This window comes from Bacteroides sp. (assembly GCF_029057325.1).
GTDB lineage: Bacteria > Bacteroidota > Bacteroidia > Bacteroidales > Bacteroidaceae > Bacteroides.
Genome location: NZ_JAICZW010000166.1, coordinates 38,032 through 60,930, shown reverse-complemented (window position 1 = coordinate 60,930; position 22,899 = coordinate 38,032). Strand labels below are relative to the sequence as shown.

Here is a 22,899-nt window from a genome sequence, read left to right as displayed (position 1 = left end):
ATGTCATATAGAGAAGAAATAGATCCAAACCGAATACCCCGGCACGTGGCAATCATCATGGATGGCAACGGGCGATGGGCCAAGCTGCGTGGATACGAACGCAGCTACGGACATCAGGCGGGTGCGGAAACCGTACATATCATTGCGGAAGAAGCAGCCAAGCTGGGTGTCAAATACCTGACTTTATACACGTTCTCCACAGAAAACTGGAACCGCCCTTTGGAAGAAGTGGCAGCCTTGATGGGGCTTCTTTTCAACTCCATCGAAGAAGAAACGTTTATGAAGAACAACATCAGCTTCCGGATAATCGGAGACATTCAAAAATTGCCGGAAAACGTACAACAAAGGCTGAATGACTGCATCGCGCGCACAGCCGGAAACACAGGAATGTGTCTGGTACTTGCACTAAGCTACTCCGCCCGCTGGGAAATAACGGAAGCGACCCGGCAAATTGCGACAATGGTGCAGAAAGGCGAGCTGAAACCGGAGCAAATCGACAGCGAATTAGTTGCCCGCCACATGGATACAAACTTCATGCCCGACCCCGACCTGCTGATACGCACCGGAGGAGAAATCCGGCTCAGCAATTACCTGCTGTGGCAATGCGCCTACTCCGAACTTTATTTTTGTGACACCTACTGGCCCGATTTCCGCGAAGAAGAGCTTTGCAAAGCCATTTGCGACTATCAAAAACGTGAGCGCAGATTCGGAAAGACCAGTGAACAAATCAGTTGAGCCATCGGACACACCAAATAGTAAACATAGTAATAGTAAAATAGTAAATAAAAAAGATGCACTATCGTATTTTCTCCATACTCGCAACGTTTATCTGCCTCTTCGGCTGTGCACTGACAAGTGCGGCACAAGATATAAACAACACCGATGAGACAGAAAAACCGGTTATACTCTATTCGGGAACACCGAAAAAGTATGAAATAGCAGACATCAAGGTGGAAGGAACCCCAAACTACGAAGACCATGTGATTATCGGATTGTCCGGTCTCTCCAAGGAGCAAATCATCACTGTGCCGGGCGATGAAATCACACAAGCCTGCAAGCGCTATTGGCGTCACGGATTGTTCTCGGATGTGGAAATCACAGCCGACAAGATTGAAGGTGACAAAATCTGGCTGACCATCCACCTGACCATGCGCCCGCGTGTATCAGAAATCCGCTACAATGGCGTAAAGAAGTCGGAACGCGAAGATTTGGAAACCCGAATCGGCATGATTAAGGGCGGACAGATTACGCCCAACCTGGTGGACCGTGCCAAAACCCTGATTAAACGCTACTATGACGACAAGGGATTCAAGAATGCTGAAGTAATCATCACCCAAAAAGACGACCCCGACAAGAAAAATGAAATCATCGTGGGCATCGACATCGACAAGAAAGAGAAAGTGAAGGTGCACGAAATCACCATTGTGGGCAACGAAGCTCTCACGGTCAAGAAACTGAAACGGGTAATGAAGAAGACCAACGAAAAAAACAAGCTTGTCAACATATTCCGCACCAAGAAATTCATCGAAGACAACTATGAAGCGGACAAGCAACTGATTATCGATAAATACAACGAGCTAGGGTATCGCGACGCCATCATTGTGGCAGACAGCATCAAGTCCTACGATGACCGCACGGTGGATGTCTTCATGCAAATTGAAGAAGGCCAAAAATACTACCTCCGCAACGTGACATGGGTGGGCAACACTCTCTATCCGTCCGAACAACTGGACTATCTCCTCCAAATGAAAAAAGGCGATGTATATAACCAAAAATTGCTGGAAGAGCGCACAGTAAGCGATGAAGACGCTATCGGCAATCTCTACTACAACAACGGTTATCTGTTCTACAATCTCGACCCGGTGGAAGTGAACATCATGGGCGACTCCATCGACCTGGAAATGCGTATCTATGAAGGCCGTCAGGCAACCATCAACAAAGTTAGCATCAACGGTAATGACCGGTTGTATGAGAACGTGGTACGCCGTGAACTCCGTACCCGTCCGGGCGAACTGTTCAGTCGTGAAGACCTGATGCGTTCCATGCGCGAAATCCAGCAGATGGGACATTTCGACCCCGAACAAATCAAACCCGACATCCAACCGCGGCCGGAAGACGGTACGGTGGACATCGGCTACGACCTTGTTTCCAAAGCCAACGACCAGGTAGAGTTTTCAGCCGGTTGGGGACAGACGGGTGTCATCGGTAAACTGAGTCTGAAGTTCACCAACTTCTCACTGGCCAACCTGCTGCATCCGGGCGAAAACTACCGGGGCATCCTGCCGCAGGGTGACGGCCAGACATTGACCATCAGCGGCCAGACCAACGCCAAATACTACCAATCGTATAGCATTTCGTTCTTCGACCCGTGGTTTGGCGGCAAGCGTCCGAACGCATTCTCTGTATCGGCCTTCTACTCCCGACAGACGGACATCAGTAGCCAATACTACAATTCGGCATACTACAACAACTACTACAACAGCTATTATAGCGGTATGTACGGTTACGGCATGTACAACTACGGCAACTACAACAGCTACGAGAACTATTACGACCCCGACAAATCCATCCAGATGTGGGGACTTGCAATGATGTTCGGTAAGCGTCTGAAATGGCCCGATGACTATTTCCAGTTCTCTGCCGAGCTGTCTTACCAACGCTATATCCTGAGCGAATGGAGATACTTCCCCGTGACCGACGGAAAGTGCAACAACCTCAGCCTCAACCTGACTTTGTCACGCAGTTCTATCGGTAACCCCATCTATCCGACCTACGGTTCCGAATTCTCATTGTCGGCACAAATCACTCCGCCCTACTCTTTGTTGAGCGGCAAAGATTACAGCAAGTACAACCCCAACAGTCAGGATGATGTGAACAAGATGCACAAATGGATTGAATACCACAAGTGGAAATTCAAATCCAAAGTATATATTCCGTTGATGGACTGGCAATCCGTGAAGCGTACTCCGGTGCTCATGGGACGTGCGGAATTCGGTTTGTTGGGACACTACAACAAATACAAGAAATCGCCGTTCGAGACATTCGACGTCGGTGGCGACGGTATGACAAGCTACTCCACATACGCCACGGAAAGCATCGCCCTCCGCGGTTATGAGAACAGCTCGTTGACCCCATACGGCAGCGAAGGTTATGCCTATACCCGCCTTGGATTGGAATTGAGATATCCGCTGATGCTGGAAACAAGTACGAGCATCTATGCGTTAACATTTGTGGAAGCCGGTAACGCCTGGCACGAAGTCAACAAGTTCAACCCGTTTGAGTTGAAGCGTTCGGCCGGTGTCGGTGTCCGCATCTTCCTCCCGATGATTGGTATGATGGGTATCGACTGGGCTTACGGTTTCGACAAAGTATTCGGTGCCTCGCAATATGGCGGTAGCCAGTTCCACTTCATCTTGGGACAAGAGTTTTAAACAATTGACAATTGATAATTGACAATTAAAAAAGAAAGCGAATCATGAAGAAGAGTTTATTTATCCTTGTTACACTGCTTGCCATCGGCATGACAGCCCGGGCGCAAGAGTATGCGCTCATAGATATGGAATATATATTAAAGAATATTCCCGCATACGAAAATGCCAACCAGCAATTGGAACAAGCATCCAGGCAATGGCAGAGTGAAGTGGAAAAGATTTCCGAACAGGCCAAGACCTTATACCAGAACTACCAGTCGCAAATAGCCTCCCTCTCCGAGACGCAACGCGGCAAGAGAGAAGAGGAGATTGTAGCCAAAGAGAAATCGGCCGCCGATCTTCGCCGCAAATACTTCGGTCCCGAAGGCGAACTCTACAAGAAACGCGAAAGCCTGATGCAACCCATACAGGATGCAATCTACGAGGCAGTCAAGGAGATAGCCACCCGAAAAGGATATGCCATGGTCATAGACCGTGCCTCCGCCTCAAGCATCATTTTTGCTCTGCCCGACATCGACATCAGCAACGAAGTGCTTGCAAAATTAGGGTACGCCAATTAGCACCAGCCCTCCCACGGACGGCATCGCCCGCAGCTGAAAGTCAAAAATAAGCGTGCTTATTTGGGTATTGCATTCAGTTTACCTATATTTGCACCCAATCAACGAATAATCATTCAAATAAACAATAAACATTATGCTAAAGAAAATCGCACTTATCGTCGTTATGTTCATTCTCCCGCTGGGAGCAATGGCACAAGCAAAGTTTGCTCACATGAATTCACAGGAAGTGATCACTGTCATGCCTGAATTTACCAAAGCACAAGCTGATTTGGATGCCATGTCCAAAGAATATCAGGAAGAGATGCAACGCACCAACGAAGAATTCCAGAAAAAGTACCAGGCATTCCTCACAGAGCAAGACTCTCTGCCGAAGAACATTGCAGAAAGACGTCAGAAAGAGTTGCAGGAAATGGCACAACGCCAGGAAGAGTTCCAGCAAGAAGCTTACCAATCCATGCAGAAAGCACAGCAAGATGCCATGGCTCCCATCTACAAGAAGCTGGATGAAGCGGTACAGGCTGTGGGTAAGGCAGAAGGCGTGGTTTACATCTTCGATATCGCACGTACTCCCATCGCATATATCGGTGCTGCAAGTGTGGATGTAACAGCGAAGGTAAAGGCACAACTGGGCATTAAATAAGAGATACTGAAAGAAACAGATACTGACTGAAAAGTCATCAATCTATAAGGAGGACGTCTTTGTGACGCCCTCCTTTCTTTTAGGTGCGGGATTACACGGATTTCTTAAAGAAGTCAGCTACACCTTCTTACTTTTACAGGCAAAAGCACTATCTTTGCAAAAAGTGAAGAATAATATGAAACAGACATTACCTTCCGCACCCGGTCCCATCGGCATATTCGACTCCGGCTATGGTGGACTGACCATCTTAAGCAAAATACGCGAAGTGCTTCCGCAATACGACTATATCTATTTAGGCGACAATGCACGCACCCCCTATGGAACCCGCTCCTTTGAGGTGGTCTATGAATTTACGCTGCAAGCGGTCACCAAATTGTTCGAAATGGGTTGCCAGCTTGTCATACTGGCCTGCAACACAGCTTCGGCAAAGGCATTGCGAAGCATACAGATGCAAGACCTGCCCAACCTCGACCCTACCCGGCGCGTATTGGGTGTCATCCGCCCCACCGTAGAATGCATAGGCAACATCACCCGCAGCCGCCACGTCGGAGTGCTCGCCACCGTGGGCACCATCAAATCCGAATCCTATCCGTTGGAAATACACAAGCTCTTCCATGACATAAAGGTCAGCGGAGAGGCCTGCCCGTTATGGGTGCCGCTTGTAGAGAACAACGAGGCGCAAGGAGAAGGAACAGACTACTTCGTGCGCAAATACATCAACGCACTGCTCGCCAAAGACAACCTGATAGATACGGTGATTTTAGGATGCACGCACTTCCCGCTGCTGCTGCCCAAGATCAAGCAATACATGCCCGAAGGCATCACCACCGTCACACAGGGCGAACTGGTAGCGGACAGCCTGAAAGATTACCTGACACGCCACCCGGAGATGGATAAGAAATGCACCAAAGGTGGAAGATGCGTCTATAGGACCACCGAATCGGAAGAGAAATTCATCGAATCGGCTTCCGCATTCCTGAACGAGGCGATAAGGGTAGAGAGAATTGAATTGTAACTCCCGATAACTCCTTTGAAAAAACATTTGAACAGAGATATTTGTTATACTCCAAGACAGAAACCCCTAAATTCATACCGTTATGAAAACGAAAGAAGACAAGAGCAAGCTCATTGAAGTATTCACTGGTTCATTGTGGAAAGCAGAACTCGTAAAAAGCATGTTGGAAAGCAACGAAATCAAAGCCGTCATCCAAGGCGGCACGGTAGTGAATATAGTATTGCCGGACACAGCCATCGATGTCCCCGTCCTTGTCAACGAGAAGGACTACGAAGCTGCCATGGAGATAGTCCGCGAATACGAGAAGAAAGAGAATGAAGACTGATTTTTGAGTGCATCATCACCGACAGCCCGGCGCACGCCGAACGGTTCTGCCGCAAAGTGGATGCTTAGGAGTTAAAGCCGATACTTCTACAACGGTTCATACCCAAGAGTATCGGCTCTAACTTCTTTAACTCCTAACGAAGCAAGGCGGAACGATAGCCCCTTTATCCCCTCTAAATGAGAGTCCTGCCTCCCTAAAACACAGGAATCGTATAGACCAGCCCCAGCGAAACGCGTTGCGAGCTATAGCTCTCTGCTCCCAGCGCCCTCGCACAACCCGCCATGCCATGCTTCTTATACAGCAGATGAAGGAAGATGAGCAGTTCGCTGTTTTCCATCGGAAAGAACTCGGCACACGCCTGCACGTTCCAGGTGCGGCGATACAGTCCTTTGTCGTAGAAGCCGTTGGCTTTGTAAACGCTACCCGTCTCGTAAGCACCCTTGACATACATGTTCCAATGCGAATGAAGGCGGTAGTCGAAGTTGGCAATCGTGGTGAAGTAAGAGACGTGCTGAGCGGTGACACCCCCTTCCGGACGGCGGGCGGAAAGCTCGCTGACAAGCCCTTTGCTATCCAGTCCCTCGCGCGAATACATCAGGTCGATGTAGGCTATTACGGGCCCTTTCTGCCAGACATTGCCGGCAGTCAGGTAAAGGATGTTCCGCTTGTCCGCCAGTTGCCCCCACGAAGCGGAGTAGCGCAGATTCAAGGCACGGTCAGCGAAATAGCCGTCCCAGTTGGCAGTGGAGAGCACCGGCACACGCACCTTCCCCACCTCCGCCGGGCGACCGTAGAGGAAAGCCTCTTCCTCGCCGCCGCTGCGGTTGTTCAGCACCTGTAAGTTCAAGGTCTGCGTAGGCGATAGGCTGACCGCCCCGTTCACGCCCGCCTGCCAGCAAGCGATGTTGTTATTGAAGTCGCTGAACTCACGCACCTTGATGGAGTTCACCCAGAACTCATAGCCGCCCAACTGGACGCACTGCTTCCCCACCGTCAGGGTAAAGCGGTCGTTCATCTTCCAATTGACGAGAGCGCACTCCACCGACGAAGATATGTTGTCGAGCACGTGCGGATTGCTATACTTGTTGAAAGACTGCCGGAAGTGGTAGGAGAAGTCTTTGCCGAAAGAGCCCAATATCTCCAGACGGACGGTATTCATCTTGAAAGCCGCCTCATCCAGTTTCCCGTCGGTCAGATAAGCGGCACCGGAGGTGTAAAACTGAAGATTCATACTGCTGGAGGCAATGGACTTTCCCTCCTTCGTCACACGTTCCAACAACGTCTTTCCCTCTTCGGGACGTATCAGAGGCTCTTGCGCCAAAACAGGCATTATTCCCATCATCGATAGACAGGCAAACAGGATTGCTTTTTTCATCATTTCTACGAGTATCCGATAAATAAGATTGCAAATACAGTTACAAATGTATATATAAACGATGAATTTTCATACAGAGAGGATGAAGAATCCGCTTTAATCTTTATCTTTGCTACAAAAATCAACCGGAATATGAAAAAGTTTACTTGCGTGCAGGACATCGGCAACCTGAAGACTGCACTGGACGAAGCCTTTGAGATTAAAAAAGACCGTTTTAAATATGTAGAGTTGGGACGCAACAAGACGTTGATGATGATATTCTTCAACTCCAGCCTGCGTACCCGCCTCAGCACCCAGAAGGCGGCACTCAATCTGGGCATGAACGTGATTGTGCTCGACATCAACCAAGGTGCCTGGAAGCTGGAGACGGAACGGGGTGTCATCATGGACGGCGACAAGCCGGAGCACCTGTTGGAAGCCATCCCCGTGATGGGCTGCTACTGCGACGTCATCGGCGTGCGCTCCTTCGCCCGCTTCGAGAACAAGGAGTACGACTACAACGAAGTCATTCTGGAACAGTTCATCAAGTATTCCGGTCGCCCGGTATTCTCCATGGAAGCCGCCACGCGCCACCCGCTGCAAAGCTTCGCCGACCTCATCACCATCGAGGAGTATAAGAAGACGGCACGCCCCAAAGTAGTGATGACGTGGGCACCACATCCGCGCCCGCTGCCGCAAGCCGTTCCCAACTCGTTTGCCGAATGGATGAACGCCGCCGACTATGACTTTGTCATCACCCACCCCGAAGGCTACGAGCTCGACCCGAAGTTCGTGGGCAACGCCCGCGTGGAATACGACCAGATGAAAGCATTTGAAGGCGCCGACTTCGTCTATGCCAAGAACTGGGCGGCCTACACCGGCGACAACTACGGACAGATATTGAGCAAAGACCGTGCCTGGACCGTGAGCGACCGCCAGATGGCTGTCACCAACAACGCCTACTTCATGCACTGCCTCCCCGTGCGCCGCAACATGATTGTGACGGACGAAGTGATAGAAAGCCCGCAATCCATCGTCATCCCCGAAGCCGCAAACAGAGAGATTTCGGCAACGGTGGTATTAAAGAGACTGATTGAATCAATTTAGCGACTTAAGAAGTTATCGGGAGTTAAAAGCCAATAGTCCTGCTTACACAAGGCGGAGTATCGGCCGATAACTCCCGATGACTTCTTCTAACTCCCGATAACTCCTTCTTCAATCGGCAATGTCAATACAACCCTGCATCCTTCTGTGTATTCAGGATCGATGCGCAAAGTTCCTCCCATCTTTTCCGCATAAATACGATTAACGGGGAGGTTCACCCGTTGCTTGTTCCTCAAATCTTTCTCCTGCATCTTTTGGCGAAGCTCGTTTTTCTCGGTGTTCAAGCGTCCCACGCTCAGCAAGGCGGCATATTCGCCTGCCGCGACATCCGCCTGTACGATGTTGAGCGAATCGGTAAGCTCGACATATCTCTTGAAAAAATCCAACGCAGCCTGGTAGTTCCCCATTTTGCTGTAAATCGTAGCTTTCTGCCGATAACGCTCACTCAACACATTGTTGTCCCGGGCAGGATATGCCATTGTGATAGAGTCGTGCAAGGCAAGCGCTTTGTCGTATTCGCCAGTGTTTCTGTAATAGTCACACAAGGTAAAGTAATAGTAATGGTCAATCAGCCGGTTCTCTTCGTGGGTCTCCAGCAGTTCTTTGGCTTTTTGCAGGCACTCCCACGCTTTGGGGTAATTGGCAATCTTGATGTAATAATCGGCCGACCTAATCCAGACCGTAAATGCCTGTTTATGACTGTTGACCCACTTCTGAGCCTCATCAAGTGCCGCCTTCGCTTTGTCCAGTCGGTTCAGCTGGCAGTAGAGCAAGCACAACTGGCAATATGAATTGGAGAAATTATAGGTATTCCCCTCAAACTGCTTGGTGACTTCAATCTCTTTTTCCTTGTGCTCAACAGCCAGTTTAAAGAGATGTTTGCTCTGATAGATGCCGCTCAAGGCGTTGTGCCCGTAGCTGATGCCGTTTGGGAAGTTGTCCTTCTCCGCCTGTTTCAGCATTTGCTGCGCTTCATAGAGCGCGATGTTGAACCGGGCATTTTTCACATAATACTTGATAAGCTGGCTTCCCTATGCGAAATCTTGGTGAGTGCCTTGCAGCGCTCATAGTAAACGTATAACGTACTATCTACATCAAACTTTTCTGCGATTTCCTTTCCTTGTCCATATACGGGGAGATGGGACAATCCCCCTAAAATGAAAAATGAGTAAAATAAAAAGCGGGCAAAATACTTGGAGGCTTTCATTTCATTTTTTATTTATTCAAGTTGCAAAGATAGACATTTTTCAGAATGGCATGGATATCAGACCTTCAAATACACCACCGTCTTCCCTTTGCCGTACTTGCGGATAATGCCTTCTTCAAGAAACCCGTTCAGGTCGGCCACTGCCTGATACTTCGCCCTTCCGGTCAGGTGTTCATAATCGGCGCGGGTGATGCAGCCGTGCTTCTCCAAGTGTTTCAGCAGCTTTCCTTTTCGCTGTTCCGGTGTCAGCTTAGTGCGCGAGGTGTAGGGCGATGACTTCCGCTCCAGCCTCATTGTCGCGAACCGGTTGCGGAACTTGCTGCCGATGCGAAGGTTCACATTCTGGAAATGCACGGACGGCGAACGGATTTCCTTTCTGTTCGTCACCACCTTATCGCACTTCAGCGACAGGGAGAAATACCCCAATTCGCCCACCTCGACAATCCATCCATCGGACAGCCAGCTATGCAGCTCGTCCGTAATCGCCTGCAGCGTGCCATCGAGGATGGCAGGACTGAATCCGGTCGCCTTGTGCACCAGTTCGCGGAACTGGTCGGCAGTGATGGTGCCCTTGGGCAGGATGCGGGCGTGCAGTGTCTTCTTCTCACCCTCTTCCGGCGAGGGGTTCGGGGTTTGGTATAAATCGTAATAAGCGCTCATAGATATTAATGTATTAATTCAACGTTTTTATTTGCTCCGTTGCACGGAATTATGCGCCGGAACGGCGAATTTTATTCGTTAGACAGCTGTCTAACGAACGGGCAACGGATGTCTGACGAACGGACAACAGCTGTCTAACGAACAGGTAACAGATATTTAACGAATTAAATTCGGGGTTCAAAGGTATTAAAAATAATGAGAAGGAGGGTTGGAAGTGAGGGGAATTTTTGATACTCAGAATACAAATTCAGAAGGAAAATAAAAATAGAGATGCTTTTTTTCGCTAATTTAATTCAACCAACAGATCATTTTAATAGAAAATTACATCAAAGGATTTCTATTGAATTATACCCCGCACAAATTTACAAATGAGATATACTACAAATTCAACATATCTAAAACATTTTGAGATGTATAGAAAGGTTAAATAAAACAAAATCAGAATGCAATAAATAAACAAGTAGTATATTTAATTTAATTTTGCAAAAATAGTTGTTGAAACATAAATAATCCGAAACAAATAAATATTCTGAAAAAATGAAATTCCAGTTTATTCTTGTAGTGATATTGGTTTGTCACATCGTTTTTACTTTGACATCGTGCGGTGAAAGCAAGAAAGAACGTATGCAGCGCGAGAAAATAGACTCGTTGGAAAACGCGAACTTTCAGCGTAAGGTAGATTATGAGAACCTGCAAGGCTACTTAGGGGTGATTGCCGAAGGACTGGACAGCATACGCTTGGAAGAAGGCGAACTGCTGCTGAATACGGGCGACCCCGAAAACCGTAGCCTCAACCGTATGCGTATGCAAAACAACCTGGCACACGTGCGCGACATCCTGGCACGCCACCGCAGCCGCATCGACGAACTGGAGAACCAGCTGAACACAGACAACCAGGTGAACAAACAATTGCGTACCATTATCGTGGCACTACGCGAGCAGCTCGATGCCAAAGATCGCGAACTGGCCCAACTGAAGATAGACCTTGCCAACAACAAAAAGAACATCTCCCAGCTGACCGAACAAATCAAGAACCTGGGCGACGAGAAAGAGGCACAGACGCAGACCATCAATCAGCAGCAAGAACAGATAGCCGAACAGATAGCCAAAAACAGCATCGCCTACGTGAAAGTAGGCACCAAAAGCGAACTGAAAAATGCCGGACTTACCACGGGCGGTTTCTTGAAAAAGAAGAAGGTGGACTACAGCAACATCAACGTTTCCAACTTCCGTCAGATAGACATCCGCACGTTCACCACCCTCTCTCTGCCCAACAAAGTGAAGATACTCACACCGGTGCCCACAGACAGCTATCGGTTGGAGAACAGCGGCAATCAGACCACGCTCGTCATAACCGATACCGCGAAGTTCTGGAGTGTATCCAAATACCTCATCATTCAGACTGACTGATAAAACACGAACCATTTACTTCCATGTTTTCATACAATAAAGAACCATTACACCTTTTATTATGGATAAACATATAGCCAATAGCCTGATAGCCAACTCAGGGCTTCACTTCAAGAAGACCGAATTGGATTTCAACCCCGAAGAGCCCCTCTTACTGCCCGATAGCGGCAAGACACTGAAATACACTTTCCTCGAAACCATCGATTTCCTGAATGGAGGACGCGTACGCGTGGATGTGTGCAGTGCCAAAGATGGCTCGTTTGTACCGGTAAACTACCTGAAGCAGAACGCCCTCATCGAAGAAGCGCCCAATGGCACCAAAATGCTGGACGAAAGCGGCGTGCCGAAGATGAAAAAGGACACCGTGCTCGCCATCGTGGAGAGCTATCCGCAAGGCGACCCTCAGCTGACGAGCGTCAATTCGCTCTCATCCCTCCGCATCAAGCAGGACCACGAGATAAAGACGGGATTTGAACTGCTCTTAGGCAAATGGCTCCCCATGCCCATGTATGAAATGGAGGTGAACGGGCAGAGTTCGGGCTATCCCAACGGTTGGTGCCGCGTGCGCATCGACGCCATCGGCGACCGTCAGCCCAACGGCAAGCAACATTTCCGCTTTACGTGGGCGTTCGACACCACGTTGGCAGCCGATGCGGCCGAGGGAGTGCTCCGCCCCGCTTTCTTGCCGGGCAGCGAAGAGAGCAAGCGATACTCGCTTTGCAACCGTGCCGACCTGCTACTTGGCAGTTTCCTGAATATCCCCGACGGGCAGAATGATGCCCCGATAGGTGACTACCTGGTATCCCTCCTCGGCATCGACTTGCGCGAGGAGTGCCAGCACAAGTATAAGTTTATAGCTTACTATATTTACTTGATCAATTTCCTGCGCTTGTCCGGCGCCGCTCTCGAAATCACCTTATACAATAATGTGTCGAGAAGCATACCGGTAGATATGTCGGTGGACATCGGCAACAGCCGTACGTGTGCGGTATTGTTCGAGAACGGCGACTTCACCAAAGCCCGTATGCTCCGCCTGCGCGACCTCTCGGAGCCTTGGCGCACCTACGAGAACGCTTTCGATATGCGCGTAGTATTCCGCCGTGCCGACTTTGGCGGCGATTTGACCCAAGGCAAGGAGCTATTCCGCTGGCCTTCGTTGGTGAGAGTGGGTGAAGAGGCAAAGCATCTGGTGTACCGTTCGCTCGAAACCCATGGCGAAAGCGAGCGCACCACCAACTATTCATCGCCCAAACGCTACCTATGGGATGACAAGCCCTATCAAAGCCGCTGGGAACAGATGGTGATGGAAGACGACCCCACAAGCCTCAAAGTGAACCCGCAAATCTTCATTGAAGGCTTCACCGACCTCTTCGACGACGATGGCACTTTCCTGGAACAGCCCAAAGAGATTGACCTGTTCAACCTTGGCACGACCGACAACTCCTGTCACTACAGTCGCAGTTCGCTCATGACGTTTGTCATGATTGAAATGTTGCAACAGGCATTGAGTTACATCAACTCCAGCAAGTTCCGCGAAATGCACGGACACGTGAACTGCTCGCGCCACCTGCGCAACATCATCATGACCTGTCCTACGGCAATGCCCATCAAGGAGCAGGAAGTGCTACGCCGCGCCGCCAAAGACGCCACGCGCCTGTTGCAGAAGCTCCATCCCGAACTTCCGCCCATGACCATCACACCCGACCCCGAACTCTTGCGCCCCACCGACGACATCATGGAACTGGAGAAACGCGGATGGATGTATGACGAAGCATTGGCAAGCCAGCTGGTGTACCTGTATGCCGAACTCTCCAAGCGCTATGGCGGACGGGTAGACCAGTTCTTCAAACTGAAAGGACACCACCGTCAGGAAATGGAGGCACAAGGTTTCCAAGGCAATGCCCTCACAATAGGAACCATCGACATAGGTGCCGGAACCACCGACGTCATGGTCGCCGCTTATGGACAGAAAGGCATGGGCAGGCTGACTCCTATCCCACTGTATTATGACAGTTTCTATTCTGCCGGCGATGATATCCTGCACAACCTCATCCGCGATGTGGTGCTGGAAGGTACCGACAACAATACCGATACAATAGGCAGCATAGGTAGCGCGTTGGCTGTCCGCATCCAGCGTATGACACCCGACGAGTTGATGGCTATACCTCGCGTGGCCGAAACCCGTGCCTATAGCGAAATGGTGGATGCCATCCGTCATGCCATGACCGAAGAAGACGCCAAACAGCTGAAGCATCACCTCACGCAGCAGCTCATGCACCACTTCTTTGCCGAGAACTCGGCCAATCAGAGCGAGCGTGACCGCCGATGCCGGATTGACTTCTGCACACAAATCAGCCACCCCATATCGCAGTTTTTCCTGGAACAGCTCAAGCAAGGCCGTCCGTCGAAACTCTACAGCTACGCCGAGCTCTTCCCCAAAGAGAAGCCCGCACAATATCTGCTCGACCACTTCGAACATCACTTCGGCTTCCGTTTTGAAAGCCTGGGCTGGCGTTACGACCCCGAGGTGGTAAGCGGCATCGTACGCGACACGATGGAACCCATGCTCAAGGCACTCTCTGTAGTGATGTACGCCCTGCATTGCGATATCATCGTGCTCTCCGGTCGCCCCACCAATCTGAAACCGCTCACGGAGCTGTTGCTGAAATACATCCCCATCGACCCCAGCCGGTTGGTATGCCTCAACGAGTATCGCGTAGGACGCTGGTTCCCGCTGGCTACCGAGGAAGGATACTTCCAAGAGAGCCAGAAAGCGGTAGTGTCCGTAGGAGCCGAAGTGGGTTATCTGGCAAGTACGGTAGGGTTCAACGGTTTGGTGCTCGATTTTTCCCAACTCGCCAAGAACATGAAGTCCACCGCCCGTTACATCGGCATCTTCGACGAAGAGCTGCAGGAAGTGCGTACGCCTGTCCTGACTCCCGAAAACAGCACGGTCACCCTGAAAGGTATCTCCATATTCCCCTGCTATTTGGCTTGCAAACAATACAACTCGCCCAAATACCAGGCTCGTCCGCTATATGCCATCTACAACCATAGCCATGCCGCCCAGCTCAACATCATGCTGCAGCGCAACTACCATGAAGACCGCGAACTTCTCACGCTGGAAGATGTGACCGACATGGAAGGCGACAACATCGCCAGCGGCGCCGTAGAGCTTCGTCTGCAAACCTTGGCTCACGACGGAGGCTTCTGGATGGACAAGGGAGCGTTCACACTGAAGATTCAGGAACGCTGACGGTTCGGAGAGAATGAAAACCAAACGTAACGATTCAACAAGTAGAAAGGAAATATGGTACACAACATAGACAAATACATCGAAAGCATCAACAATGGGTTGGAGTGGATTAAGAAGAACCGTCCCGAGCAATATGACCAGCGCTTCTTCCAGTTGGCAGACGAGCGTCGCAAACTGCGTATCCTCAGGCGGGCACAGGATACCAACCCCGGTATCGCCGCTTTCGGAAACAGCCAGGTGGGTAAGTCCTATCTGATGAACTGCATCCTACGGAACAGCGACAGCCCGTTTATGGTAGATGCCCCCGACAGGGAATACAAATTCATCCAAGAAATCAACCCTATCGGCGGTGGCGGCGAGGCAACGGGAGTAGTGACCCGCTTTTCTTCGTATAGCCGCAATGAAGCGGATTATTCTGCCGTGTATCCCATCCGGATGCGTACGCTCAGCGTAAAGGATATCATACTGATTATTTGCGACTCTTATTTCACCGACATCATAGATTTCACCACAGCAGGTGAAATGGATTTGATAGGGATGAGCGAAGCCATTTTCGAAAAATATTCGGTACATGAAGAAGAGCAACATCCTGTTTTAATAGCCGATGACCTGCTTGAAATCAAGTTGTATTTCCGCAAATACATCAATGCCGGACAGGTCTATTCTTCCAAAACACCTTTTTTCGACCGGTTGGCACAGATTATCCATCGTGTACCGGTGGCAGACTACGCTGACCTGTTCTCCGTATTATGGAACAAAGACCAACGCTTTACCGACTTGTTTAAGACCTGCCTGAACATCCTGCAAAGGCTGAAGTTTTCAGAATACATCTATCTGCCCATCTCTGCCGTGGCACATGAGAACAAAGAGCCTAACACCATTATGAGTGTGGCTTGCTTGGGACTACTCTTCTCGCCGGAGAAGCAGAAGTACACCACAGATGTCTATATCGGCACACCACAGCACATCCAGAAAGTCGAGACACTCACCAAGAGCGAGCTTTGTGCGGTATGTCTGGAAGTTGTTATCAAAATCCGGGAACAATTCATCACCAACAGCGGGCGATATGATATGCGGGATATCCCGTCCGAAACCCAAACACTACTGACCCAGGGGGATGTACCCATGAAAGTTCTGAAAGAGTGCGACTTGCTCGACTTTCCCGGAGCCCGTGCACGCCTTAACATCAAATTGTCCCAACTTTCAGGCTTGACAAGTAACCTGATAAACTGTTACCTCAGAGGAAAGGTTGCCTATCTTTTCAACAAATACAACGATGAAAAGACGCTCAACATCCTGCTCTACTGCCACCACCAAAAGAACCTGGAAGCTACACAAATGCATAACCTGCTGGCAGGTTGGGTGGACGAATATGTAGGCAACACTCCCGAGAAACGTGCGGCTTTTATCGCAAAAACAGGCATATCTCCTCTCTTCCACATCGGTACGATGTTCAATGTGGATTTTAGCTATCCTGATACAAAGATAGAATATAGCGAACAGGCTTTTGAAGATGTCTGGGAAGCCCGATTTATCAGAAGATTGCTGGTCGAGTGCCTCATCCCAAGTCAAAACAAATGGGTGAATAACTGGACAGGTAACGGAATACCTTTTCAGAACTGCTATATGTTACGTGACTTCAAGTACTCACGCCCCGAAGCGTGCAACATCTATGCTGGTGTGGATGAAGACGGTAACGGAACAGAACAAAGTATGGTGATAGACCGCGCATACTATGAACTGAAGCGGCGGACTTTCTGTAGTGTCAGCAACAAGAAGACACACCTCTTTGCCAACCCCGCTCTCTCATGGGATGTGGCTGCTTCTATCGGTAACGACGGTTCTGTCTACATCATAGAGCAACTGTCCAAACTTGCAGAGAAAATCTCATCGGCACGTGAATCACAGATAGCCGAACAGATAGCTGCCGCTTGCAAGGCTTGCTACAACATCTTGCGTGACTATTATGTATCTTCCAACGCCGATGAATTGCTCGATGCAAATATTCGTAAAGCAAATTATATCTTCCGTGAACTGGAGTTCACCTGCCAAAGCGAACCGGAATATTTCGGACATCTTTTGCAAGCCTTGCAATATACCGAATCGGAAAGCTTCAAGGAAATCCATAAGTTTATACCTACGCTCACAGCCACGGTAAACGATGGTAATGCCATCAAGGATTATGAACTGATACGCAAACGTTGCAACAACTTCGACGGTTGTCCCACCATGGCTGAGAAGTGGGAACGGTTCATCGAATACTACCATTTCACCAATCAAGACGAGGCTGCAGACTATTTAAAGAAACGAGGCATAGAATCTGACGTACTCTTTAAGGGCGAAACTATCAAACGTAAAAACTCGGCAGTGATTGCCAATCACATGATGAAGTTGTGGGAGAAGAAGCTCACTGACGTACAGTTTGTGAACAATTTCGCCGGTGACGGACAAGTGGACGAGATTGCCGTGTCCTACTTGGTAGATTGTGTAGTCTCCACAGCCAAGAACCTACACCTGATGCAGACTATCGAGAATGATATTGCCGACTATGTAGATGTGCTGAACACGGCAAATATCAACCAAGACCTGATTGCCGACATGATTGCCACCACCATCAGCGACTACGTGATGGACTTTGGCTACCGCTATCTCTCGCCCACACAGGTCGACTCGGCACGTAAACTGGCTAAAAGCATGCACCTGCCCTGCTTTGAATATACAGAACAGGCACGCAAGGAGAACTACGATGACGAAGAGATGACACACTTGTTTGACGATATTCTCACTTCATCCAACAGATACACCCCAGCGTATGAAGCCAATTACAATAGCTGGCTGGAGTATCTCTACGTGGCGTTCATTGCTCATCTCAATGTACCCGACCCCGAAAAGCGCGAGGCAAACGATGCGCTGAAGAAGATATTGGATGAGTTGAAAGCGTAAACTTTTAGATTGTATTATTCAGTAAAGATAAAGATTATGGCTGATTTTCATATTCCATTCTGGCAACCATGGGGAGCAAAAGGTTGCTTGTGGCGAACCTTGGTATTTCTGGCAGGTTTGTGCCTGATATGCCTCGTGCTGGCTTTGTTGTTGCGTGGTTGTGGAGCTAACTCCAATTTGCCCCGCAATCCGTTCCATTCTGGCAATCCGATAAATCCGCTCAATCCCTTCAACGGCAGAGATACGGTAGTGCCCGACCCTTACCGCGACCTACCACCCGAATTACGTGACACCAGTATCGTAAACGATTGGAACGAAACGATTCCCGATGTACCCGAACTGCCTCCTCCCAGCGACAATTACATTCCCCCTGTAGACAGTACAGACATCATCACCAGTCCGGAGGATCCTGTCACACAGGTAGTATCCGACCAACTGGTGGTATTCTTCAACTCTCAAGACGTGAAGCAGGATATGATTTCGTTTGCACGACAGTTCAAGCAGATCTATCCATCCGACAACTATAAGATACTCTATTATAACCCTGCTGCCGCCACCATGCTCTTAGGTGTGCCGCAAAACGAATTGACCATCGTGGCAGACGAATTGCCTCAACGTATCAAGGGTATCAATTTCCTTGTCACCACCAATACTATCATGAACGGTGACCAGACTGCTACCCGTCCCTCCGATCCCGGATTCAACGTGAAGCAGTATGAAGAGTATTACAAGCTGATTCAAGCTTACGAAGCTTGGGGTATCACCCGTGGTTCACGCGATGTAAAGGTTGCCATTGTGGACAGCTATTTCGACCTTTCCAATCCTGAAATTGGCGAACGCTATACCAACCCCATCAATATCGGTACCAAACGGGTGAATGTACTTCCGCCTCCGCGTCTTCCTAACGTCAATTCTCCGAAAGAGCTTTATGATTACATGGGACTATATTGCCACGGCTCGCACGTGGCAGGCCTGGCAATTGGCGGACAGAACAACACTTATGGTTGCTCAGGCATAGCCCCCGAATGCAGCTGGATTCCGGTCGCTTTAGGTGACTATCCATGGAATCTCTTAAAAATCTACGAAGGCGTATTGTATGCCATCTATCACGGTGCAGATGTAGTGAATATGTCTCTCGGAACTTTAGGAGAAGATGCAGGTAAAATACCTTTGAGCGAACAAGTAGAGTTGGCAACACACACCGGAAAAAGAGCCGAACAGGTTTGGGAGTTCATATTGGCTACCGCTGCCTCACATAATTGCGTGATAGTGAAGGCTGCCGGTAATGAAACGGCTTTGATGGGAATGGATTTCATGAACCGCAGCAAGCAGATAGTGAATGTAGAAGCAGTAGACAACAACGGCCAGATGGCTGAATTCAGTAATTTTGGTGTGGTGAAAGAAGCTGATTTACACTATAGTACGGTAGCTGCTCCGGGAGTAAAGCTCTGGAGTTCTACAGTGAATTGGCTCACACCACTCTGGCAGAAATTTAACGTGAAAGCCGAAGGCGGATTTCAAGAGATGGAAGGTACATCGATGGCCGCTCCTGTGGTGGCTGGAGCTGTGGCTTTGCTAAAAAGTAAGAACAAGGACTTGACAGCCGATCAAGTAGTCAAGATTCTTGCCCTGACCGGTAAACAGACTGATACCCGACACCGTATCGGTCCTACGCTCCAGATAAAGGATGCGCTTGATGCTACCGGTGGCGATTTGGCTAATTTCGATGACATCATGCAGAATCACGATCTGCTTCTCGGCAAGTGGCGCAGCACACATGAACTGGTGTTGACTGACAATAATAAAAACAAAATAGACGAACTTTGGAGTTACTTTCTTTTTTCGTCTGCGCAGACAGGAGTTTTGGAAGACCGCACCATAGCCACGAAGCGAATATACAAAGCACGTTTTACTGTAAAATGGGAAAAAGATAAATTTATCATCAATCAATTAGAAAAATCGGACGACGGCCAAGGACACACAATGAAGAGATACGACTATGTCTGTGTACCCGATGAAAACCGTTTACTCAAAGCCACCTGCTATGAAAACGGAAAATCCCTGTTCGACTTCCAATTGGAAAAAGTAAATTGATGGATAGAAAACGAAAAGAGATTCATACAATCTATTAATAATAACCAATAACACATATATTCATTATGGCATCTAAACAAAATAGTGGAATATCCATCGCCAATGTCATAGCACTTATAGGGCTGGCAGGCATTGGGGTCATCACATTCCTGGGAATCCTACTTCATTCCAGTGAAGGTAATCCCGGCGGAGCTATCGTAGGAGCTATAGCACTGGTAGCAGCCTTGGGATTCTTACTATGGCTGAGTATCAAGGCAAAAACCGCAGAGAACAATGTAGAAAACTGGCGCTATGTGGAGTGGTCGGCTTTAGCAATCTTTATAGCAGTGGCAGTATGCTTTCATGCGCCTTTCCAGCGATTCTTTTATATCACTACCCAGCAAACGGAGCTGAAGAAAAAGGCCTTGACAGAAGTTGAGGCTATTAAGAATATGCACCGTAACTACGATGCGCAACAGCGACAGGCTCTGGATAAAGCTGCCGAACAATTGCAAAACTATATCGATTCAAAGCAAATAAGCCCGGTCTATGGTGACAAGCTGGAGGAATATGTGAAGAAATATAGTCTGCGCGAAAACGATGGAGTGAGTGGATGGAAAGAAAATGCAACAGCTATCGTATCACTGCCACAAACCGACAAAAAGCTATCCCAAATAGAAGGTGAAATCCATGCATGGAACATACTGAACCTCTCTTCATTGGCTGTACGTCTAAGAAAATACGATACGGAAGCCTGGACAGCCATACAGACTAAAATCAGAAAATTCGGTGAGGAAAACGAACTTATTCCTATCATTGGTGGTGGAGGTCCGGAGAAGTACTATTTTGATGGTTTGGTAAAATTTGAATTAGGAGATACTCCCGACCCGGCTTTTGCTAAAGCATTAATCGCAGCCGACGGTTCTACCGTGGTAGGCTGGATAGTATATGTACTGCTTTGTCTGCTTGTGATTTTCAATTATTTTATCGTTTCACGCTCTGCATTTGTTGGACCAACACCTAAAAGGACTACCGGTGGAGCCGACTTATAAACCTTTATAAAATACGCTTATGCTGATTAATGGAAACAAACCTATCCTGTTGAATCAGGTGAGAAACAATCCCAATATACCCGTATCCCAACTGGTTGCATTGCTTCAGCAATATGAAGACTTGACGATAGACGACTTCAAAGGCTATGTGTCCGATATGGTGTTCGAAGAACTCAAAGAAGCCGGACGCAATCCTCAAGAAGTGGCTATGTGGAATCAGATTAAAGCATCCTCAGAATCACTCATTCTGTCTCCTGCAGAGATACAAGAAACTCAGCGCTTGACATCTGCCTATCTGATGCAATTCCCCTCCGGTCCCAAATGCCGGGAGGTACAGGAAATCAATCAACAGTTGCAACAGAAGCTGAATGATATATTAGAGGCTGAACGGAGAGCTACGGAAGCCGCTAAAGAACAGGCTGATTGGACTATAGTGGAGAAAGGCAATTACAATGCGTTACTTCAGTACAAACATAAGTATCCCAATAGCGTGCATGCCGATGAACTGGACGACCTGATGTGGACCAATACCAGGAATGCCATTTCTGAGAATAGCTTAAACCGTTATCTTTGTGACTTGCCTTGCGGGCGGCACGCTGTAGAAGCTCATGCAGCACTCAACGAAATAACCCAGTGGAACGACGTGAAGCGTTCGAACGACCTGTTTATTGTGGACGATTACCGCGACAACCATCCCGATAGCGTGTTTAAGAACGAGGTGAACTCCCTATACTATAAACTGCGCGACGAGGAACTGAGAAAAATGAAGGATAATCCATCTGAATATAGTAAAACGGATGTAGATCGTTTGATTCAAGCGGATATTTTCAAGAAGTGGGAATTGGAGGATGAAGGACTGGTGACAGACGAGAGCTGGGAACGACTGATAGAAGGACGAGATTATCTGCCACACTTACAAGATTTGATGCAAGAAGATCCCCACATCTCTTGCCCACCCAATAGTACAGACGTATTTCTGTTTGGTACGCCAGGTACAGGCAAGACTTGCTTGCTCATGGGACTTGCCGGAGCGAATGGTAAACAATATACTCTGAACATGAATGCCGCTTCGAGTGGAGGCCGTTATGCCGCTGCTTTGCAACAATATGTGCAGGGAGGTATTACTCCAGGTTCAACTTATGGTAAGTTTGTAACCACCATCCATGGTTCTGTAGAAGAAACCGACCGTAGAGGAAATGTTGTGAACCATCGCATCAATTTAGTGGAAATGTCAGGCGAAGAGTTTGCTCTGCGTATTGCCGAAAACCGTAATGCCTCACTTTCTGACATGGGTACCGGAGCTACCAATTTGTTACGTAGCGGTAACCGTAAGGCATTCTTCATTATTGTAGATGGAACCAAACCGAAAATAAAAGTGGAATATGTGGAAGATGTCCGTGATGCAAATGGTAATGTGATAGGCCAGAACATCCGCAAAAAATACATTTCACAGCTTGATATACTCAATAAGTTTGTCTCTCTTTTCGTGTTGCCCGAGAATCAGGAAATCATGAAAACGGTAGATGCCATCCATTTCATTGTAACCAAAGCCGATATGCTTGGAGACAGTAATGAACGGCTTGAGAAAGCGCGTCAATTACTACTTACTACCTACGAAGGTCCCATCAGTATGCTCAAGAGTTATTGCCGCACATCGAAACGCATCAACTATTCTACGAACTACAAACCACAAGTATTTACTTTCTCATTAGGTAAGTTCTATTTGGGTGACGTTTTCGACTTCGATCCGACCGAGACGTTGAAAATTATCGATGCTATCCGAATGGTGACCGGAGGAACGCGTGAAGAAAACTTCTTTGATAAAGTGAAAAAAATATTTGGACAGAACTTATAACGTTATAGTGTTAA

The 22,899-nt window shown here is 48.5% G+C and carries 16 protein-coding genes; 13 read left to right on the top strand and 3 right to left on the bottom strand.

Going from position 1 to position 22,899, the window contains the following annotated elements:
* The 6 genes from K2G43_RS11380 (at nt 1) to K2G43_RS11355 (ending at nt 5,971) form a co-directional block, all read left to right on the top strand.
* Nucleotides 1-735 carry an isoprenyl transferase gene (locus K2G43_RS11380; protein ID WP_297642417.1) on the top strand — a complete coding sequence of 245 codons (735 nt, stop codon included), beginning with the start codon at nt 1-3 and terminating at the stop codon, nt 733-735.
* Nucleotides 736-791: 56 nt separating this feature from the next.
* Nucleotides 792-3,431: an outer membrane protein assembly factor BamA gene (gene bamA / locus K2G43_RS11375; protein ID WP_300155272.1), complete on the top strand. Its 2,640-nt coding sequence runs from the start codon at nt 792-794 to the stop codon at nt 3,429-3,431.
* Nucleotides 3,432-3,475: 44 nt separating this feature from the next.
* Nucleotides 3,476-3,991 carry an OmpH family outer membrane protein gene (locus K2G43_RS11370; RefSeq protein ID WP_297642421.1) on the top strand — a complete coding sequence of 172 codons (516 nt, stop codon included), beginning with the start codon at nt 3,476-3,478 and terminating at the stop codon, nt 3,989-3,991.
* A gap of 133 nt (nt 3,992-4,124) precedes the next feature.
* On the top strand, nt 4,125-4,631 hold the full coding sequence (locus K2G43_RS11365; protein ID WP_297642423.1) for an OmpH family outer membrane protein: 507 nt from the start codon (nt 4,125-4,127) through the stop codon (nt 4,629-4,631).
* A gap of 175 nt (nt 4,632-4,806) precedes the next feature.
* A complete protein-coding gene (gene murI / locus K2G43_RS11360) occupies nt 4,807-5,646 on the top strand; it encodes a glutamate racemase (RefSeq protein ID WP_297642425.1) in 840 nt (279 codons plus the stop codon).
* Nucleotides 5,647-5,728: 82 nt separating this feature from the next.
* Nucleotides 5,729-5,971, top strand: coding sequence for a DUF2007-related protein (locus tag K2G43_RS11355; protein ID WP_297642427.1), 243 nt, complete (start codon nt 5,729-5,731; stop codon nt 5,969-5,971).
* A 193-nt stretch (nt 5,972-6,164) separates the two neighbouring features.
* On the opposite strand, the gene K2G43_RS11350 is transcribed toward K2G43_RS11355, so the two are convergent.
* Nucleotides 6,165-7,346: a porin gene (locus tag K2G43_RS11350; protein ID WP_300155295.1), complete on the bottom strand. Its 1,182-nt coding sequence runs from the start codon at nt 7,344-7,346 to the stop codon at nt 6,165-6,167.
* 132 nt (nt 7,347-7,478) lie between these two features.
* On the opposite strand from K2G43_RS11350, the gene K2G43_RS11345 reads away from it, so the two are divergent.
* Complete coding sequence (locus K2G43_RS11345; RefSeq protein ID WP_297642429.1) at nt 7,479-8,432, top strand: acetylornithine carbamoyltransferase; 954 nt, start codon at nt 7,479-7,481, stop codon at nt 8,430-8,432.
* 86 nt (nt 8,433-8,518) lie between these two features.
* Here K2G43_RS11345 and K2G43_RS11340 read toward each other — a convergent pair whose 3' ends face one another.
* Both K2G43_RS11340 and K2G43_RS11335 read right to left on the bottom strand, forming a co-directional pair.
* Nucleotides 8,519-9,436, bottom strand: coding sequence for a hypothetical protein (locus K2G43_RS11340; protein ID WP_300155266.1), 918 nt, complete (start codon nt 9,434-9,436; stop codon nt 8,519-8,521).
* Nucleotides 9,437-9,693: 257 nt separating this feature from the next.
* Nucleotides 9,694-10,296 carry a DNA-binding protein gene (locus tag K2G43_RS11335; protein ID WP_297642433.1) on the bottom strand — a complete coding sequence of 201 codons (603 nt, stop codon included), beginning with the start codon at nt 10,294-10,296 and terminating at the stop codon, nt 9,694-9,696.
* Nucleotides 10,297-10,833: 537 nt separating this feature from the next.
* Here K2G43_RS11335 and K2G43_RS11330 point away from each other — a divergent pair.
* From K2G43_RS11330 to K2G43_RS11305, 6 genes are all read left to right on the top strand, one after another.
* Nucleotides 10,834-11,706 (top strand): hypothetical protein, encoded by an 873-nt coding sequence (locus tag K2G43_RS11330; protein ID WP_300155263.1) that lies wholly within the window; start codon nt 10,834-10,836, stop codon nt 11,704-11,706.
* 61 nt (nt 11,707-11,767) lie between these two features.
* Nucleotides 11,768-14,962: a virulence factor SrfB gene (locus K2G43_RS11325; protein WP_300155261.1), complete on the top strand. Its 3,195-nt coding sequence runs from the start codon at nt 11,768-11,770 to the stop codon at nt 14,960-14,962.
* A gap of 54 nt (nt 14,963-15,016) precedes the next feature.
* Nucleotides 15,017-17,905, top strand: a complete 2,889-nt coding sequence (locus tag K2G43_RS11320) for a virulence factor SrfC family protein (protein WP_300155258.1) — start codon at nt 15,017-15,019, stop codon at nt 17,903-17,905.
* A 36-nt stretch (nt 17,906-17,941) separates the two neighbouring features.
* A complete protein-coding gene (locus K2G43_RS11315) occupies nt 17,942-19,999 on the top strand; it encodes a S8 family serine peptidase (RefSeq protein ID WP_300155255.1) in 2,058 nt (685 codons plus the stop codon).
* 65 nt (nt 20,000-20,064) lie between these two features.
* Entirely contained in the window at nt 20,065-21,030 is a 966-nt protein-coding gene (locus tag K2G43_RS11310) for a hypothetical protein (protein WP_300155252.1), read from the top strand.
* Between the two features lie 19 nt (nt 21,031-21,049).
* Nucleotides 21,050-22,885: a hypothetical protein gene (locus K2G43_RS11305; protein ID WP_300155249.1), complete on the top strand. Its 1,836-nt coding sequence runs from the start codon at nt 21,050-21,052 to the stop codon at nt 22,883-22,885.
* Nucleotides 22,886-22,899 lie beyond the last annotated feature (14 nt).